Origin of the sequence: Amycolatopsis echigonensis, assembly GCF_002846615.1 — a bacterium.
Lineage (GTDB): Bacteria > Actinomycetota > Actinomycetes > Mycobacteriales > Pseudonocardiaceae > Amycolatopsis > Amycolatopsis echigonensis.
In genome coordinates, this window is record NZ_PJMY01000003.1 from 5,765,207 (window position 1) to 5,777,787 (window position 12,581).

A 12,581-nucleotide genomic window follows, 5' to 3' on the forward strand; every position below is an offset into this window, starting at 1 on the left:
GCCGCGACAGCGCCGTCGACGTCACGCGGTGCGGACGCTCCGTGAGGGGAACCCTGAGGGAATCTGATAGGGCTTTGTCCGGGTGGGGGTTGTTGTTGGCATAGCGCGCAGGCCCCGGTCCAGCTGGTGAGCAGGTTCTGCGGGAGCAGGGCGGTCTGTCCGAGTGTCAGGCCGGGGCCGCGTGTTTTGGTGTGCGGGCGCGGTGTTCGGCGAGGAAGAGCAGTGCTGCGGTGACGAGGGTGACGTGGCGGTGCCAGCCGGGCCAGGTGCGGCCTTCGAAGTGGTCGATGCCGAGGGTGTCTTTGAGTTCGCGGTAGCCGGTTTCGACGGCCCAGCGGGTTTTGGCGAGCCGGACCAGGCGCTGGAGGGCGGGGCGGGCGGTGCCGGGCAGGCTGGCCAGCCACAGGTGCGCGGGCGTGGCGGGTTTCTCGTTGTCCCGTTGGACCAGCAGCCAGCGGTCGAGCAGGGCGGTCCCGGCTTTCGAGGCTCGTCGCCGGGCCGGGATTCCGGCCTCGCGCACGTGCCGCAGGCTGAAGCCGGCGACCCGGTCGCCCTCGGCGGCGGGCCAGGACACCGGGGCCCGCGCGGCGGCGCTTGCCTTCCCGCGCCCAGGCGGTGTCGGGTTCCCGCTGCCAGGGCAGCACGCTGAGGTCGCTTACCTCTGGGGCAAGCCCGCGGCGGACGCGATCGGCGCGGCCGTGACCGGCCGCGACGATCGCGGAAAACCGTTGTCCTGGGTGCAGATCGGCTCGGTCGCGGGAGCGGAGGCACCGGTTCCGTCGGCCGCTCTGCGCGCGTCGGGCCTGCAGATCGTCGGCAGCGACCAGGGTGCGGTGGGCCTGCGCGGAATCCTGGCCGAACTGCCTGCCCTCGCCGGGGAGATCGCCAAGGGCTCCCTGCGGCCCCCGGGCGGTGCCGGTGGCCGAGGTCGAGCGGGTCTGGGCCGCGACCTCGAACCCGGAGGAACGGACCGTCCTGGTTCCGTGGCTGGGCGGCAAGCAACCGGAATCGCGAACCGGTCCGTTCCGGGAGGTGCTGAAGAGGCGCGGGGTGCGACCGCCCCGCGTTCACGAAGCGCGGGGGAACGGCTCGCTCAGTGGAGGAATCCGGTGCTGTGTCCCCCGGAGCGACAGGGGCCGGGCGACCGCGAACCGAGGCTCCGGGAAGCTGCCGAGCATGCCCGGGCGCGGGGAAGCCGCCGGGAACCTGATGAACGCGAAGCAGCGCGGGGTCGTCCCTGCCCGGCGCCGCCGAGACGGCCGCGCCGCGTTGCTCCCGCTGTCGCGAGCCCTATCCTGGGCGCACGTTCGCGAAACGGAGGTTCGATGTCGATCCGCAACCCCGGGCACCTCGTCGGGACCCCTCTCGCCCGGGCGGGCCGGTGAGCTGCCCGCTGGAGCCGATCGGGGTCGTCCGCACGCCCCGGCGGCGGCGGGACCGGACGCCGGTGCAGGCCGCGCTCAACCGTGCCGAGGAGGGCGTCCTCGAAATCGCCGAGCCTTACGCCGCCGGGCTCGCCGACCTCGACGGCTTCGACTACGCCTGGCTGTTGAGCTGGCTGCACCGCAATGACGATCCCGGCGGGCCGCCGCCGATGACCCAGGTGCCCTTCCTGCTGCGGCCCACGCCGCGGCAGATCGGGGTGTTCGCCACCCGCGGGCCGCGCCGGGTCAACCCGATCGGGCTGAGCCTGGTCCGGATTCTCGACGTCACCGGCCGGAACGTGCGCTTCGCGGGCGTCGATCTGGTCGACGGCACGCCGGTCATCGACCTCAAACCGTATGTCGCGGAATTCGACCGGCCGCCCGGCGAACCCCGCTGCGGCTGGCTCGACACCGTCCCGCTCCGCGAAGGCGCCACTCCGGCGGATCTCAAGCCCGGCGCGCAGTGACGCGTGCCCGTTCGCGGGTCCGCGCCGGAGGCTCGGGCGGCGGATTCAGTAAATGCTGAGGTCGTCGTTGAAAGGGGGCGTGGCGGCCGTCACGATCGCAGCATGCAGGAAGTCGTGCCCGAACTCGTCGAGGACTGGCGAGCCGGCCGGGCAGCCGGTCTGGCCACTGTCGTGCGCACTATGAAGTCGGCACCACGTCCGGTGGGCGCTTCCTTGCTGCGCCGGGCCGACGGCGCGGCGGTGGGATCGGTATCCGGCGGCTGTGTCGAAGGCGCGGTCTACGAACTCGCCGCGGAGGTAGTCGAGACGGGCGTCCCGGTGCTGCGGCGCTACGGGGTCAGCGACGACGAGGCGTTCGAGGCCGGTCTCACCTGCGGCGGAATTCTCGACGTGTTCGTCGAGCCGGTCGACCGCACGCGCTACCCGGAACTCGAAGGGGTGGCCGACGACATCGCGGCGGGGCGGGCGGTCGGGACGGTCACGGTCATCCGGCACCCCGATCCGCGGCAGGTGGGCCGGCGTCTCGTCGTACGCCATGGTTCGGCCGAGGGCAGCCTCGGCGCCGCGGAAGTCGACCGCCTGGTGGCCGCCGACGCCCGCGGGCTGCTCGCGGCGGGCCTCAACACCACTCTGGAGTACGGCCCGGGGTGGGAGCGGCAGGGCGAAGGCATCGAGGTGTACGTCGCCTCGTACGCCCCCGCACCGCGAATGCTCGTGTTCGGTGCGATCGACTTCGCCGCGGCGACGGCCCGGCAGGGCAAGCTGCTCGGCTTCCACGTCACCGTCTGCGACGCGCGGCCGGTCTTCGCTACCCGGGCCCGGTTCCCCGACGCCGACGAACTGGTCGTCGAGTGGCCGAGCCGGTACCTCGCTCGCGAGATCGACGAGGGCCGCGTCGACGACCGCACGGTCGTCTGCGTGCTCACCCACGACCCGAAGTTCGACGTGCCGGTCCTGATGGAGGCGTTCCGGATGCCGGCCGGCTGCTTCCTCGGGGCGATGGGCTCGCGGCGCACGCACGAGGACCGGCTTCGCCGGCTGCGCGAGGCCGGCGCCGCCGAGACCGACTTCGCCCGGCTGCACAGCCCGATCGGGTTCGCCATCGGCGCCCGCACCCCCGCCGAGACCGCTGTCTCGATCGCCGCCGAGATCATCGCGGCTCAGTGCGACGGCGCCGCCGTGAGCCTCGGCGTCACCAGTGGCCCGATCCACGCACGACCGGAGTGACCCGCCCGAGCGTACGGTCACAAAGCCCGGTCGAACGCTTCGAGCGGGTTGCGGAACGGAGGTGGACATGCAGGTCCCGGCGCCACTGGAATACGAGCGGGCGACGAGCGCGGCCGACGCGATCCGGCTGCTGGAGCGGCTGGGCGGCGAGGCACGGATCATCGCGGGCGGGCACAGCCTGCTGCCGATGATGAAGCTGCGGCTGGCCAACCCGGAATACCTCGTCGACATCAACGACCTGCACGGCGAGCTCGGCTACGTCCGGCGGGTCGGGCAGCAGGTCCGGATCGGGGCCATGACCCGGCACCGCGAACTGCTCGAATCGGACGAGCTGCACGAGCACTTCCCGATCTTCCGCGACGCCGAGCGGGTCATCGCGGACCCGCCGGTGCGCAACCGCGGCACCCTCGGCGGCGCGCTGTGCCAGGCCGACCCGGCCGAGGACCTGCTGTCGGTGTGCACGACGTTGAACGCCAGCTGCGTGATCCGGGATTCGCGGGGCGACCGGGTCGTGCCGATGGAGCAGTTCTACCGCGGGCCCTACGAGACCGCGGTCGGCCAGGCCGAGATGCTGATCGAGGTCCGGCTCCCGATCCGCCCGGGCGGCAGCAACGCCTACGCCAAGGTCGACCTCCGCTCGGGCGCCTGGGCGGTCACCGCCGCGGGCGCCGCGCTGTGGCTCGACCGGCACGGCCGGATCGCCGACGCGCGGGTCGGGCTCGCCGCGGTCGGGCCGAGCACCACCGGCATTCCCGAGATCTCCGCCGCGCTGCGGGGGAGCGAGCCGGACGCCGGGGCGTTCGACATCGCCGGCCGGATCGCCGCCGAGAGCTGCCAGCCGGTCACCGACAGCCGGGGCAGCGCGGCGTACAAGCGCCACCTCGCCGCCGAGCTCACCCGTCGCACGCTCGCGACCGCCCGCGACCGGATCCTCGCCAGGGCCGAGGGGAGGGCCTGACGATGCAGGTGGGAATCACGGTCAACGGCGAACACGTCGTCCGCGAGGTGGAGCCGCGGCTGCTGCTGGTCCACTTCCTGCGCGACGTGCTCGGCCTGACCGGCACGCATTGGGGCTGTGACACCAGCAACTGCGGCACGTGCGTCGTGCTCTATGACGGCGAGCCGGTCAAGTCGTGCACAGTGCTCGCCGCGATGGCCTCCGGGCATGACGTGCGCACCGTCGAGGATCTCGAACGCGACGGGTTCCTCGACCCCGTCCAGCAGGGCTTCATCGAATGCCACGGGCTCCAGTGCGGCTTCTGCACGCCCGGGATGCTGATGACCGCGCGCGCCCTCCTCGACCGCGACCCCGACCCGGAGGAGCCCGTGATCCGGGAGGCGATCTCCGGGCAGATCTGCCGGTGCACCGGCTACGCGAGCATCGTCCGGTCGGTCCGCTGGGCGGCCGAGCACCCGGAGGTCGTGCCCGAACCGGACCTGCCGTGGCCTGTCGTCGGGACCGCGACATGAGCGCCGCCCTCGATCCAGCGGAACACGGGTTCGGGAGGCGGACGCTGCGGGAGGCGCCGCGCTTCGTCCGCGGCCGCGGCACGTACGTCGACGATGTCCAGCTGCCGGGCATGCTGCACCTCGCGGTGCTCCGGGCACCGGTGGCCCACGCCAGGATCGCGAGCATCGACACGACCGCCGCGCAGGCGCATCCCAAGGTGAAGGCCGTCGTCACCGGTGCCGACCTCGCCGAGCGCGGCCTCGCCTGGATGCCGACGCTGTCCGCGGACACGCAGGCGGTGCTGGTGACCGACAAGGTGCGGTTCCAGGGCCAGGAGGTCGCGTTCGTCGTGGCGGAGGACCGGTACTCCGCGCGCGACGCGCTGGAGCTGATCGAAGTCGAGTACGACGTCCTGCCGCCGGTCGTCGACGCCCGCACCGCCCTCGCCCCCGGCGCGCCGCTCGTCCGCGACGACGTCGAAGGGCGCACCGACAACCTCTGTTTCGAGTGGGAGAGCGGCGACGCCGCCGCCACCGCGGCGGTGTTCGAACGGGCCGAGGTCACCCTCGCCCAGGACATGGTCTACCCGCGGATCCACCCGGCGCCGATGGAGACCTGCGGCGCGGTCGCCGACTACGACCGCATCGACCGGCGGCTCACTCTCTGGTCCACCAGCCAGGCACCGCACGCCCATCGCACGCTCTACGCCGTCATCGCGGGGCTGCCGGAACACCGGATCCGGGTGATCTCGCCCGATGTCGGCGGCGGTTTCGGCAACAAGGTCCCGATCTACCCGGGCTACCTGTGCGCGATCGTCGGGTCGATGCTCACCGGCCGTCCGGTGAAGTGGATGGAGGACCGCACCGAGAATCTGGTCAGCTCGACCTTCGCGCGCGACTACGTGATGCGCGGCGAGATCGCCGCCACCCGCGACGGGCGGATCCTCGGGTTGCGCAGCCAGGTGCTGGCCGATCACGGCGCGTTCAACGCGGCCGCGACGCCGACGAAATACCCCGCCGGGTTCTTCGGGGTGTTCACCGGCAGCTACGACATCGAGGCCGCGCACTGCGCGGTCACGGCGGTGCACACCAACAAGGCGCCGGGCGGGGTGGCCTACGCCTGCTCGTTCCGGATCGCCGAGGCGGTGTACCTCGTCGAGCGGATGGTCGACCTGCTCGCCCGCGAACTGGGCATCGATCCGGTCGAGCTCCGGCGCCGCAACTTCATCCGGCCCGACGCGTTTCCCTACACCACCCGCACCGGCTGGGTCTACGACTCGGGGGACTACCCGGCCGCGATGGCCGAGGCGGTCCGGATCGCCGGGTACGACGAGCTGCGCGCCGAACAGGCCGAGCGCCGGGCGCGGGGCGAGCTGATGGGGATCGGCGTCTCGTTCTTCACCGAGGCGGTCGGGGCCGGTCCGCGCAAGGACATGGACATGGCGGGCCTCGGCATGGCCGACGGCTGCGAGCTGCGGGTGTACCCGACCGGCAAGGCGGTGGTCCGGATCTCGGTGCAGTCGCAGGGCCAGGGCCACGAGACCACGTTCGCCCAGATCGTGTCCGAGGAACTCGGAATCCCGGTCGACGACGTGGACGTCGTGCACGGCGACACCGATCTGACGCCGTTCGGGCTCGGCACTTACGGCAGCCGGTCGACCCCTGTCTCGGGTGCCGCCGCCGTGCTCGCCGCGCGGAAGGTGCGGGAGAAGGGCCGGCTGCTCGCCTCGTCCGTGCTGGAGGCGGCGGTGGCCGACATGGAGTGGGCCGACGGCGCCTACCGGGTGAAGGGCGACCCTGGCACGGCGGTGACCATCGCGGAGGTCGCGGCCCGCGCGTACGGCGCCCGCGACCTGCCGGCCGGACCCGACGGCGAGCCGCTGGAGGGCGGCCTCGAAGCGAGCGTCTCCTACAACCCCGAGAACCTCACCTACCCCTATGGCGCCTACCTGTGCGTGGTCGACGTGGACCCGGGCACCGGCAAGGTCGCCGTGCGCCGCTTCATCGCGGTGGACGACTGCGGCACCCGGATCAACGAGGCCGTGGTCGAGGGGCAGGTGCACCGCGGGCTCACCGACGGCGTCGGGATCGCGCTGATGGAGTACGTCGGCTACGACGAGGACGGCAACTGCCTCGCCGGTTCGCTGATGGACTACCTCATCCCGACCGCGCTGGAGGTCCCCGACTGGGAGACCGGCGCGACCTACATCGCCTCGCCGCACCACCCGATCGGAGCCAAAGGCGTCGGCGAATCCTCCACGGTCGGCTCGCCGCCCGCGGTGGTCAACGCCGTGCTCGACGCGCTCCAGCCCTACGGCGTGCGTCATGCCGACATGCCCCTCACCCCCGGCCGGGTGTGGGAGGCCATGCAGGGGAACCCCACGCCACCCAGCTGACCGCTCAAGGAGGAGCGCGATGAACACACACCTTGCCCGGCGCCAAGCCGAACTGGTCGCGGCCCGCAGGCCGTTCGTCCACGCGACTGTCGTCCGTGCCGCGGCGCCGACGTCGGTGAGCACCGGCGACCACGCGATCGTGCTGGAGGACGGCACCCTCGAGGGATTCGTCGGCGGCCAGTGCACCCTCGCCTCGGTGAAGCTCGCCGCGCTGGACGTGCTCCGCGACGGCGCCAGCCTGCTGCTGCGGGTGCTGCCGGAGGGCGGTCCGGAGTTCCCCGCGACCGATGGCGCCCGGGTGGAGGTCAACCCCTGCCTGTCCGGCGGCGCGGTGGAGATCTACCTTGAGCCGGTGCTGCCCGCGCCGGTCGTCCACGTCGTCGGCACCTCGCCCATCGCCCGGGCGGTCGCCGACCTCGCCGGCGCGGTCGGGTACGAGGCGACCAGCGACGAGGACGGCGCGACCGCCGCCGGGGCGGCCGCGGTGGTGATCGCCCGGCACGGCGGTCCCGAGCCCGACGACCTGCGGGCGGCGCTGGCCGCCGAGGTGCCGTATGTCGGACTGGTGGCGAGCACGGTGCGCGGGCACGCCGTGCTCGACGAGACCGGGCTGGACGAGGACCAGCGGGCCCGGGTGCACACCCCGGCCGGTCTCCCAATCAGCGCGGGAACGCCGGAGGAGATCGCGCTGTCGATCCTCGCCGAGATCGTGTCCGTGCTGCGCGCCCGGGACGCCGCCGGGCACGAGGGCTCGGAGCCGCCGCCGTCCGCCCGGCCTGCGGTCGCGACCGACCCGGTCTGCGGCATGAACGTCGTGGTCGCGCCGGACGCGATCCATCTCGACGTCGACGGGACCGACTACTACTTCTGCCGCCCAGGCTGCCGCGACGCGTTCAAGGCCGAGCACAGCGTGAGCGTGGGATGACCGGGGACGGAGCAGCTCTCGGCCGGGTGACGGGCCTGGTACTGGCGGCGGGCGGCTCGCGCCGGCTCGGCAGGCCGAAGCAGCTGCTGCCCTATGCGGGCGGCACACTGCTGGACGCGACTCTCGCGACCGCCCGCCGATGCGGGTTCGGCCAGCTCCTCGTGACGCTCGGCGGGGCGGCCGAGCAGGTCGAGGAGACGGTGGACCTGTCCGGCACGGAGGTCGTGCGCAACCCGTCGTACGGCGAGGGATGCTCGTCGTCCATCGCGGCAGCGCTCCCGGCCGTGCACGACAGCGCGCACGGCGTCGCACTTCTGCTCGGCGACCAGCCGACGGTGCGGCCCGCCGACGTCGCCGCGCTGGTCGCGGTCGCGGCGCACCGCCCGATCGGCGTCACGGCGTATGACGACGGTATCGGGCATCCCTTCTGGCTGGGCCGCGAGCTGTTCGGCGAACTCGCGACCCTGCACGGCGACAAGGGCGTCTGGAAGCTGGTCGACCGGGCGGGCGACGACCTCGCGGTCCATCGCGCCGCCGGGCCGGTGCCGCCGGACGTGGACACCTGGGCCGACTACGAGCGGCTCGTCGGCGGCGCGAGGGAGGCGCGGTGACCCGCCTCGACAGTCCCGACGCGGTGCGACGCGCACTGCTGGCCGAGGACCACTTGGTCGACGAGGGGCTGGCGACTGCCCTGCACCTGGCCGTCGACCTCGGGTTGCCGCTGCTGCTTGAGGGAGAGCCGGGCGTCGGCAAGACCGGCGCCGCGGCCGCGCTCGCCCGCGCGCTCGGGTCGCGGTTGCACCGGTTGCAGTGCTACGAGGGGCTGGGACCGCACGAGGCGCTTTACGAGTGGAACTACCAGCGGCAGCTGCTCGCGATCCGGCTGGCCGAGGCCCAGGGTTCGGCCATCGGCGAGGAAGACCTGTTCAGCGAGCGATTCCTCGAAGACCGGCCGCTGCTGGCCTGCCTGCGCCACGACGGGCCGGTGCCGCCGGTGCTGCTGATCGACGAGATCGACCGGGCCGACGACGAGTTCGAGGCACTGCTGCTGGAGTTCCTCGGCGAACGGGCGATCACCATTCCCGAGTTCGGGACTGTCCGCGCCGCGGGACCGATGGTGGTCGTGCTCACTTCCAACCGCACTCGCGAACTCCACGACGCACTGCGCCGCCGATGCCTCTACCACTGGATCGATTTCCCCGGGCCCGACCAGGTCACGGCGATCCTGCGGCACCGGGTCCCGGACGCGTCGGGGGACCTGGTCGCGGCGATCGGCCGCGGCGTCAGCCGCCTGCGGGAGCTGGACCTGGACAAGGCGCCGGGAATGGCGGAAGCGATCGACTGGGCACGGGTGCTCGCCGCGCTCGGGGCGGACGTCCCCGATCCCGCCTCCGTGGCGCCTTCGCTCGGCGCGATCGCCAAGACCCCGGACGACCTGGCCGCGGTCGGGCGCGCCATCCGGGAGGGAGCGCTGGGATGAACTCAGGCCGAGAGCTTTCCGGCCGCGAGGCAGGGAAAGGCGCCGCGAACCGGCCGCGCGCGGGCGATCGGGCGGACCCGGCCGTCCCCGCCGCACCTGGTCCCGAACGGCCGGACCGGCCCGACTTGGCGGCACTGGCGTCGTTGCTCCTCGCCCGCCTCCGCGAGGCGGGAGTGGCGGCCGACCCGCGCGGCGCGGCGGCCTTGACCGCCGCGCTGCCGGGCGTTTTCGCGGCTCCGGGCGACCGGCGTTCGAGGCTGTACTGGACCGCCAGGGTCACGCTCGTGTGCGGTCCCGGCGACCTCGCCGCCTACGACCGGGTCTTCGACGATCTCGTCGGCGTCCCGTCCGGCGGGTCGCCCGCGCCCGGCGCAACGCTGGCGGCGACCCGGCCCGCCGCCGCGCGCCGCGCCGTGCCGAACGCCCCGGCCGGGACGGAAACGGAGGGCGCGGTGCCGTGGGTGACGCGTCCGCGCCAGACCGCGGCCGGCGGGCCCGGCCGTCCCGACGGGCGGGCCGTCCCGGTGCCCGCCCCGGGGTGGGCGGCAGCGCGAGCGGCCCCGGCCTCGTTCGACGACCTCGACGAGCGGATGCTGGCCGATCTCGGGGCCCGGCTGCGCGACGCCGCGCACCGGCGCCGGACCCGGCGGCGGGAAGCGAGCCGATACGGCCGCCTCGACCTGCGGCGCACGGCCCGCCGCTGGCGGCGTACCGGAGGCGAGCCGCTGCACCTGGTCCGGACCCGGCCGCGGCACCGCCCGCGCAGGCTGGTGGTCCTGTGCGACGTGAGCGAGTCGATGCGGCCCTATGTCACCGCGTTCCTGCACCTGATGCGGGCCGCCTCGGTGGAGGCGGGGGAGACCTTCGCGTTCGGCACCACGCTCACCCGGCTTTCGCCCGCGTTGCGGCGGCGCACTCCGGCCGAGGCGGTCGCCGAGGCGAGCTTGCTCGTCGGCGACCGGTACGGCGGCACGCGCATCGCTTCGAGCCTGCGGACCCTGATCCGCTCGCCCCATGCGGAACTGCTCCGCGGCGCCGTGGTGGTGGTCGCGTCCGACGGCTGGGACACCGATCCGCCGGAGCGGCTCGCGGCGGAGATGGCCCGGATCGCGCGCCGCGCGCACCGCGTCGTGTGGATCAATCCGCGCGCGGGAGAACCCGGCTACCGGCCGCTCGTCGGCGGCATGGCCGCCGCGCTGCCGCACTGCGACTCGGTGCTCCCCGCCGCGACGCTGGCCGAACTGGCCGGCGTCGTCGACGAGCTCAGCTCCACAGCGTCACGTAGACCGCGGGGCGGAACCTCCTGATGGGCACCCCGGACCCCTTGATCATCGCCTGGGTGGCCCGAGGCGTCTGCAGGAAGCGCAGCAGTTCCGCGCTCGTCTGCTCGCGGTCCTCCTCGCGGGCGGAGGCGACCCAGACCCCGCGCTGTTTCGTGCCCTGCCCGGTCACCCGCACCAGCCTGCCCGCGGCCAGGTTGGCCGAGACCGAGAACACCACCGCGGGGGCGACCGCCGCGGCGTGGTGCACCTCCTCCAGCGCCGAGGCCTCGCTCTGGAAGATCCGCTGATGCGACTCCGGAACACGCAGCCGCTGGAGCATCGCCGGGATCGCACCCGCCGGGCCGACCGCGGACGGGCCGAGGTGCCAGGTCGCGCGGGCGAGCTCGGCCGCCGAGACCGGGCGCCCGGCGAGCGGGTGGTCCGGCGTGGTGACGACCTCGACGTCGTAGGCCAGGAAGGCGCGCTGGACGAGGCCCGGGCGGGGGCTCGCGGCGGGCGGCCCGATCGCGACGTCGATCGCCCTGGTCCGGAGGAGTTCCTCGAACTCGCTCGCCTGGTGCACGCTCAGCTCGACTTCGAGATCCGTGGCGCGCTGGGTGAAGGATTCGATCAGCCCCGGCGCCGCGTGTTCGGCGAACAGCGACGTCGCGCCGACACGCAGCAGCCGGAGCCCCTGTGCGGCCTGGCCGATCTCCTCCACGGTGCGGTTCTGCAGCCCGAGCAGCTCGACCGAACGGCTCGCCAGCCGCAACCCGCCCGGGGTGAACGCCAGTCCGGAACCGGTGCGCGTGAAAAGCGGATCGCCGAGTTCCTTGCGGAGCTGGGCGACGTGCATGGAAACGGTGGACTCCGAGACGCCGAGCGCCGCCGCGGCCGATTTGACCGAGCCGTACCGCACGACGGCGGCGAAGGCGCGCAGTTGCGGGATCGTCACCCACTCACTCCTAGGACGTTCACCCGATGATGACTCCGTCGCAGCTCAAAGCGTATTCCGCGGTGGCGCGGCTCGGCTCGGTCAAGGCGGCCGCGGCCGAACTCGACGTGAGCGAAGCAGCGGTCTCGCTGCACGTCGGCCAGCTCCGGAAGGAACTGGGCGACCCGCTCTTCACCCGTACCGGTTCCGGCCTCGCCTTCACCCCGGGCGGACTGCGGCTGGCGAGCCGTTCGGTCGAGCTGCTCGGCCTGCGCGACCGCACCATACAGGAGGTGAAACAGGCGGGCCGGGGCCGTCGCCTTCTCCGGCTCGGGGCCTCCGGACTCTTCGCCGAATACGCCGCGCCGGGGCTGATCGAGGCGTTCACCCAGCGGGCCGCGGACCTCGACGTCGAGCTCAGCACGGACGGGAGCGGGCGGTTCGAGACCCTGCTCGTCACCCGCAGCCTGGACGTGGTGATCGCGCCCCGGGACCAGCTCGGCGGGCGCGACGTCCAGAGCAACCACTTCCTCAACTACGAGGTGATCACGGTCGCGGCGCCGCGGCATCCGGCGGTGAGTTCGCCGCCGTCGGTTCGCCTGCTCCGGGAACAGCCCTGGCTGCTCGGGCCGTCGGCGATGGAGCGCGGCGGGACGGTCACCGAGATGCTGCGCCGCTTGGGCGTGCCCGAGCAGCGGCAGCGCATCTTCCAGAGCCACGCGGCGGCGATCGAGGAGGCCAAGCGCGGACACGGAGTCGCGCTCACCGTCCGCTTCGCGGTGACCGAAGATCTCGAAAACGGCGCGCTCGCCCGGGTCGAAGGACCGCTGCTGAGCGGCCGCGGCGGGTGGAGCATCGCCACTCTCGTCGGCGACCGGGCGCCCTCGTCCGCGGCGGAGCTGTGCCGCTTCGTCGCGACGCCGCGGGCGACGAGGGCGATGCTCCAGCGCCGAGGGGCCGGCGTGGGCCGGTTCCGCCCGGCGGTCCACGTGACCCTCTGGTCCTGACCCCCGTCGC

The 12,581-nt window shown here is 73.5% G+C and carries 12 protein-coding genes; 10 read left to right on the forward strand and 2 right to left on the reverse strand.

The genetic code is table 11. The annotated features are described in order from the left end of the window. Nucleotides 1–166: 166 nt before the first annotated feature. A complete protein-coding gene (locus tag ATK30_RS47575; protein WP_208637464.1) occupies nt 167–574 on the reverse strand; it encodes a transposase in 408 nt (135 codons plus the stop codon). Between the two features lie 807 nt (nt 575–1,381). Here ATK30_RS47575 and tsaA point away from each other — a divergent pair. The 9 genes from tsaA (at nt 1,382) to ATK30_RS32415 (ending at nt 10,675) form a co-directional block, all read left to right on the forward strand. Then, nucleotides 1,382–1,891: a tRNA (N6-threonylcarbamoyladenosine(37)-N6)-methyltransferase TrmO gene (gene tsaA / locus ATK30_RS32375; protein ID WP_158242533.1), complete on the forward strand. Its 510-nt coding sequence runs from the start codon at nt 1,382–1,384 to the stop codon at nt 1,889–1,891. A 102-nt stretch (nt 1,892–1,993) separates the two neighbouring features. Further along, nucleotides 1,994–3,118 (forward strand): XdhC family protein, encoded by a 1,125-nt coding sequence (locus ATK30_RS32380; protein WP_093574295.1) that lies wholly within the window; start codon nt 1,994–1,996, stop codon nt 3,116–3,118. A 67-nt stretch (nt 3,119–3,185) separates the two neighbouring features. Then, nucleotides 3,186–4,076, forward strand: coding sequence for an FAD binding domain-containing protein (locus ATK30_RS32385; protein ID WP_043833840.1), 891 nt, complete (start codon nt 3,186–3,188; stop codon nt 4,074–4,076). A 2-nt stretch (nt 4,077–4,078) separates the two neighbouring features. Then, the gene (locus ATK30_RS32390; RefSeq protein WP_043833808.1) at nt 4,079–4,588 is read left to right on the forward strand and encodes a (2Fe-2S)-binding protein; all 510 of its coding nucleotides are present in this window, start codon (nt 4,079–4,081) and stop codon (nt 4,586–4,588) included. Next, nucleotides 4,585–6,963, forward strand: a complete 2,379-nt coding sequence (locus ATK30_RS32395) for an aerobic carbon-monoxide dehydrogenase large subunit (protein ID WP_043833807.1) — start codon at nt 4,585–4,587, stop codon at nt 6,961–6,963. Before ATK30_RS32390 ends, ATK30_RS32395 begins: the two co-directional genes overlap by 4 nt. A 19-nt stretch (nt 6,964–6,982) precedes the next feature. Beyond that, a complete protein-coding gene (locus ATK30_RS32400) occupies nt 6,983–7,888 on the forward strand; it encodes an XdhC family protein (RefSeq protein ID WP_043833805.1) in 906 nt (301 codons plus the stop codon). After that, complete coding sequence (locus tag ATK30_RS32405) at nt 7,885–8,499, forward strand: nucleotidyltransferase family protein (RefSeq protein WP_043833803.1); 615 nt, start codon at nt 7,885–7,887, stop codon at nt 8,497–8,499. Before ATK30_RS32400 ends, ATK30_RS32405 begins: the two co-directional genes overlap by 4 nt. After that, entirely contained in the window at nt 8,496–9,368 is an 873-nt protein-coding gene (locus tag ATK30_RS32410; RefSeq protein WP_043833802.1) for an AAA family ATPase, read from the forward strand. Before ATK30_RS32405 ends, ATK30_RS32410 begins: the two co-directional genes overlap by 4 nt. Further along, nucleotides 9,365–10,675: a vWA domain-containing protein gene (locus ATK30_RS32415; protein ID WP_081684915.1), complete on the forward strand. Its 1,311-nt coding sequence runs from the start codon at nt 9,365–9,367 to the stop codon at nt 10,673–10,675. Before ATK30_RS32410 ends, ATK30_RS32415 begins: the two co-directional genes overlap by 4 nt. Here the strand turns inward: ATK30_RS32415 and ATK30_RS32420 are convergent. Further along, nucleotides 10,632–11,585: a LysR family transcriptional regulator gene (locus ATK30_RS32420; RefSeq protein ID WP_043833800.1), complete on the reverse strand. Its 954-nt coding sequence runs from the start codon at nt 11,583–11,585 to the stop codon at nt 10,632–10,634. The genes ATK30_RS32415 and ATK30_RS32420 overlap by 44 nt on opposite strands. A gap of 26 nt (nt 11,586–11,611) precedes the next feature. On the opposite strand from ATK30_RS32420, the gene ATK30_RS32425 reads away from it, so the two are divergent. Then, complete coding sequence (locus ATK30_RS32425) at nt 11,612–12,571, forward strand: LysR family transcriptional regulator (RefSeq protein ID WP_198545251.1); 960 nt, start codon at nt 11,612–11,614, stop codon at nt 12,569–12,571. Nucleotides 12,572–12,581: the final 10 nt, after the last annotated feature.